The sequence below is a fragment of the Streptomyces sp. NPDC097619 genome, assembly GCF_040302735.1.
Taxonomy (GTDB): Bacteria; Actinomycetota; Actinomycetes; order Streptomycetales; family Streptomycetaceae; genus Streptomyces.
In genome coordinates this window covers 1-4,988 of record NZ_JBEOSD010000282.1, presented here as the reverse complement: position 1 = coordinate 4,988, position 4,988 = coordinate 1, and the positions used below count along the sequence as shown (strand labels likewise).

Annotated in this window: 4 protein-coding genes; 2 read left to right on the top strand and 2 right to left on the bottom strand. The window is 77.1% G+C overall.

The window, feature by feature from the left end; genetic code table 11:
- Positions 1-236: 236 nt before the first annotated feature.
- Together ABTZ17_RS36255 and ABTZ17_RS36250 are read right to left on the bottom strand one after the other, a co-directional pair.
- Positions 237-1,502 (bottom strand): hypothetical protein, encoded by a 1,266-nt coding sequence (locus ABTZ17_RS36255; protein ID WP_502994985.1) that lies wholly within the window; start codon positions 1,500-1,502, stop codon positions 237-239.
- A 601-nt stretch (positions 1,503-2,103) separates the two neighbouring features.
- The gene (locus tag ABTZ17_RS36250) at positions 2,104-2,358 is read right to left on the bottom strand and encodes a MoaD/ThiS family protein (RefSeq protein ID WP_352200082.1); all 255 of its coding nucleotides are present in this window, start codon (positions 2,356-2,358) and stop codon (positions 2,104-2,106) included.
- Positions 2,359-3,037: 679 nt separating this feature from the next.
- On the opposite strand from ABTZ17_RS36250, the gene ABTZ17_RS36245 reads away from it, so the two are divergent.
- Together ABTZ17_RS36245 and ABTZ17_RS36240 are read left to right on the top strand one after the other, a co-directional pair.
- Complete coding sequence (locus ABTZ17_RS36245; protein WP_352200081.1) at positions 3,038-3,829, top strand: winged helix-turn-helix transcriptional regulator; 792 nt, start codon at positions 3,038-3,040, stop codon at positions 3,827-3,829.
- Between the two features lie 24 nt (positions 3,830-3,853).
- Complete coding sequence (locus tag ABTZ17_RS36240) at positions 3,854-4,882, top strand: LacI family DNA-binding transcriptional regulator (protein ID WP_352200080.1); 1,029 nt, start codon at positions 3,854-3,856, stop codon at positions 4,880-4,882.
- Positions 4,883-4,988 lie beyond the last annotated feature (106 nt).

Here is a 4,988-nt window from a genome sequence, read left to right as displayed (position 1 = left end):
GGTCGGCCGGCGGCCCCCGCGCCCCCCGCGGGGGCGCCCGGGCCCCCCCCCCACTATCCGCCCGGCCGAAATCCAGCCCCGCCGGCGCTTGAGGCGCACCGGGCGAGCAGCGGCCGGGTGGGGGCGGAGCCGCCGGGTGGGGGCGAAGCCGCCGGGTGGGGGCGGAGCCGCCAGGTGGGGCGGGCCCGGGGGGGGTCCTGGGCGGGGTGCCGGAAGGGCGGCCCCGCCCAGGGGGTTCAGCCGACGACGCGGCCGATGAGGTGGACCGCCGGTGCCGCCGCGGCCAGCGGCATCGCGACGCCGGCCGTCATGTGGACGAACTTCGACGGGTAGTCGTACGCCGCCACCCGCAGCCCGACCAGCGCGCAGGCCCCGGCCGTCAGGCCGAGCAGCGCGCCACCGCCCGCACCGGTGCCGGTGAAGCCGCCGACCACGATGCCGGCGCCCGCGGCCGCGCCGAGGGAGGCCACCACCGAGGGCACCGCCGGCAGCGGCAGGGCACGGGCCACGGCCGCGACGGCCACCGCGAGCGCGCCGATGGAGGCGGCGGAGCCCTCGGCGGCCAGGTAGCCCGTGCAGAGCACCGCCAGCGCCGCCGAGGTGACGCTCGCCATCAGGCCGTAGACCCGCTCGTCGGGAGAGGCGTGGCTGCGGAGCTGGAGGACCAGGGTCAGCAGCACCCACACGCCGAGGGTGCCGATGACGGCTCCCGCGACGTGCTCCTGGCCCACCGCGAGCACGGCGGCGTCGGCGACCAGGGCCCCCAGGAAGGCCAGGGCGATGCCCTGCCGCGCGGGCCACATGCCGTTGAGCCGGAACCAGCCCGCCGCCGTGAGTCCCTGGAGGACCACCAGCGGCAGCAGCAGGGCCAGGTCGCCGAAGGCGGCGGCCGCGGCGAGCAGGCCGCCGAGGGCGGCGGTGAGCAGGGCGGACTGCGGACCGGGGTCGATGATCGGGGACCGGCCCTCGGCCCGGGCCTGCTGGGGGTCCCTTATCCGGGTGGCGCCGCCCAGGGTGGGCGGGGACCAGGCGGGGCCGGCCCCGTCGGCGCCCTCGCCGGCGGGGCCGCCGGCGGGGTCGGCAGGGGTGCCCGTCGGCACGGATCCGGTCTGCGGGGGCAGGTAGGCGGTGCTCTCGGTCGCGGCCTCGGGGGGCGCGGTCGTGGCGGGGGCCGGGTGGGGCTCGTGGGATCCGGCGGGGTCGCCGCCGAGGCCCGTACCGCCGGGGCCTCCGTAGGAGGAGTAGGGGTCCTGGCCGGGGGTCGGGGACGCGTCGGGGCCGGGCCAGGAGGACTGTCCGGAGGGGTCCTGTCCGGGCAGCGCGGCGCCGTGGCCGGTGCCCGCCTCGGGCCAGACCGGGGAGGCGGTGGTGCCGGTGGGGGGCTGCTGCCACTCCGCGCCGGTGCCGCCGCCGACCGCCCAGCCGCCGGCCGGTGCGGGGGGCTGTCCGGTGCCGGCGGCCCAATCCCCGGCGGGGACGGGGCCGTGGCCCGTACCCGCCACGGGCCAGTCGTCGACGGGGGCCGCGGGTGCCTGACCGGTGGCGCCCGCCACGGGCCAGTCACCGGAGGGCGCGGGGACCTGCTGTCCGGTGCCCGCCGTCCAGCCGGCCGAGGGCGCCGCGGCCTGGCCGGTGCCGGCTTCCGGCCACGGGGTGGGGGTGGCCGCGGGGCCGGGTACCTGGCCCGTGCCCGCGACCGGCCAGTCGCCGGAGGAGGGACCAGGCGTCACCGGGGCCTGCCCTGCACCCGCCGCCTGCCACGCCCCGGAGGGCGCCGCCGGCCAGTCGCCCGAGGCGGGCGCGGGGACCTGTCCGGTCCCGGCCGCCGGCCAGCCCGCGACGGCGCCGTAGGGGTCCGTGCCCGGGGCGCCGGTGGGGTGTGCCTCGCCGGGGCGGGGCTGGACCGGCTGGTAGGAGGTGTCCCAGGTGTCCGTGGACCAGGTCTGGGTCGCGTACGGGTCGGTCTCCCCGGGCCGCTGCCCCTCGCCCGGGCCCCCGTGACCGCCGTCGGCTCCGTGACCGCCGTGACCGCCGTGTTCGCCGCTGCCGGCGCTGTCGCCGGTGCCGCCGTTACCGCTGTGTCCGGTGCTCATCGGAGGCCGCTCACCCGCCCGCGAAGGGCGGCAGGACCTCGACGGTGCCGCCCTCGGTCAGCAGCACCGTCTCGTGGGCGCGCTTGCCCACCGGGTCGCTGTCCACCAGGAAGGAACAGCGCTGGAGGACGCGGGTCAGCTCCCCCGGGTGCCGGTCACGGACCGCGTCGAGGGCCTCGGCGAGTGTTCCGGCCGAGTACGGCTCCTCCGCGGTCCCGGCCGCGGACTTGGCCGCGGCCCAGTAGCGGATGATTCCCGCTGCCACAGCAGCTCCTTTCCTCCCGCCCGTCGGGCGGGCGCAGGACTCCATGATGACGCCTGGCGTCGCGGCCCGGGGCCGCCGGGCCCGAGCCCCGGGACCGGCACGGGAGCGGCACCGGGCACCCCGACCGGCCCGCGCGCGACCCACGCACGGCCGCTCCGGCAGGCGCGCGGCGATCCGTGCGCGCCGCCCCGCTCGCTTCCGTACGCCCCCGGTCCGCGCCCCTCGACCGCCCCGGGCCGTCCGCTCCGACCGACCCTCCCCGGAACCGGCCCGGAACCTCCCGCGGCCCCGTCCCGGCGGCCCCCGACGGCCCCCGCGCCACGGCGGCGGACGTGACCGAGGCGACAGAAACCTCCGTCACGGGGCCCTCTCGGGCGGCGGAGCGTGGGCTATTCTGCTGAGCAGAGGATCCGGGCAACGTAGCCCCCGGGTCCTTTTGTGCTTTCAGCACGTTGAACACACCGCGAACAGTGGTGGCCCGGCGGGAACCCAAGGCGCGGGGGACCCGCGCCGGACGACCGCGCACCGCACGGACGCATGAAACGCGCAGGAAAGCCGCACAAGAGACGCAAGACCGCACGAAGCAGCCGCAACGTCCTCGACGGGACCGAGGAGGAACCGACGTGATGGGCCAGCGAACCGAGTACGACGATCGTCCGACCCGGGCGGGTGACCGCTGATGAGCTCCCTTCTCCTGCTCACCAACGCACTCCAGCCGTCCACCGAGGTGCTGCCCGCCCTCGGCCTGCTGCTCCACAGCGTCCGGGTCGCCCCCGCCGAGGGCCCCGCCCTCGTGGACACCCCCGGCGCCGACGTGATCCTGATCGACGGGCGCCGCGACCTCCCGCAGGTCCGCTCCCTCTGCCAGCTCCTCCGCTCCACCGGCCCCGGCTGTCCCCTCCTCCTCGTGGTGACCGAGGGCGGCCTCGCCGCCGTCACCGCGGACTGGGGCATCGACGACGTCCTCCTCGACACCGCGGGTCCCGCCGAGGTCGAGGCCCGGCTGCGGCTGGCCACCGGCCGACGCCAGCTCGGCACGGACGACTCCCCCATGGAGATCCGCAACGGCGACCTCTCCGTGGACGAGGCCACCTACTCCGCCAAGCTCAAGGGCCGGGTCCTCGACCTCACCTTCAAGGAGTTCGAGCTCCTGAAGTACCTGGCCCAGCACCCGGGCCGCGTCTTCACCCGCGCCCAGCTGCTCCAGGAGGTCTGGGGCTACGACTACTTCGGCGGCACCCGGACGGTCGACGTCCACGTCCGGCGGCTGCGCGCCAAGCTCGGCCCCGAGCACGAGTCGCTGATCGGCACGGTCCGCAACGTCGGCTACCGCTTCGTCGCCCCCGAGAAGGTCGAGCGGGCCGCCGAGGAGGCCCGCGGGAAGGCCGTCACGGAGGCCGCCGAGGCCATCACCCGGACGGAGGACCCGACCGCCGCCGTCCGCGGCACAGGACGCCCTGCCCAGAGGTAGGTCACCCCGCGTAGACTCTCGCGCGTGGCCAAGGTGACGCGGGATGACGTGGCACGACTTGCGGGGACTTCGACCGCCGTCGTGAGCTACGTCATCAACAACGGACCCCGGCCGGTCGCCCCGGCCACGCGCGAGCGTGTCCTCGCAGCGATCAAGGACCTGGGCTACCGGCCCGACCGGGTCGCGCAGGCCATGGCCTCACGGCGCACGGACCTCATAGGCATGATCGTCCCGGACGCCCGGCAGCCCTTCTTCGCGGAGATGGCGCACGCCGTGGAACAGGCCGCCGCCGAGCGCGGCAAGATGGTGCTCGTCGGGAACTCCGACTACCGCACCGAGCGCGAGGTCCACTACCTGCGGGCCTTCCTCGGGATGCGGGTCTCGGGGCTCATCCTGGTCAGCCAGGGCATGAGCGAGCAGGCCGCCTCCGAGATCGAGGCCTGGGACGCCCGGGTCGTGCTGCTGCACGAGCGGCCCGAGGCCATCGACGACGTGGCCGTCGTCACCGACGACATCGGCGGGGCCCAGCTCGCCACCCGGCACCTGCTGGAGCACGGGCACGAGTACGTCGCCTGCATCGGCGGCATCGAGAACACCCCCTCCGTCGGCGACCCGGTCGCCGACCACGTCGAGGGCTGGCGCCGGGCCATGCTGGAATCCGGGCGCTCCGTCGAGGGCCGCCTGATCGAGGCCCCGTACAACCGCTACGACGCCTACCGCGTGGCCCTGGAGGTGCTGGCCCGGCCCGACCGGCCCACCGCCATCTTCTGCGCCACCGACGACCAGGCCATCGGCGTGCTCCGGGCCGCCCGCGAGCTCCGCATCGACGTGCCCGAGCAGCTGGCCGTGGCCGGGTTCGACGACGTCAAGGAAGCCGCCCTCACCGACCCGCCGCTCACCACCATCGCCTCCGACCGGCCCGCCATGGCGCGGGCCGCGGTGGACCTCGTCCTCGACGACGCGCTGCGGGTGGCGGGCTCCCGCCGGGAACGCCTCAAGCAGTTCCCCTCCGCCCTGGTCATCCGCCGCTCCTGCGGCTGCGCCCCGCGCTGACCCGACCGGCCCCGGCCCCGTCCCCCGGCTCCGGTCCGGGGCACCTCACCCGCGCGCCCGCCCGGCGCACACTCCGCCGCGTGCCCGACGGGGCTCCGTCGGGCAC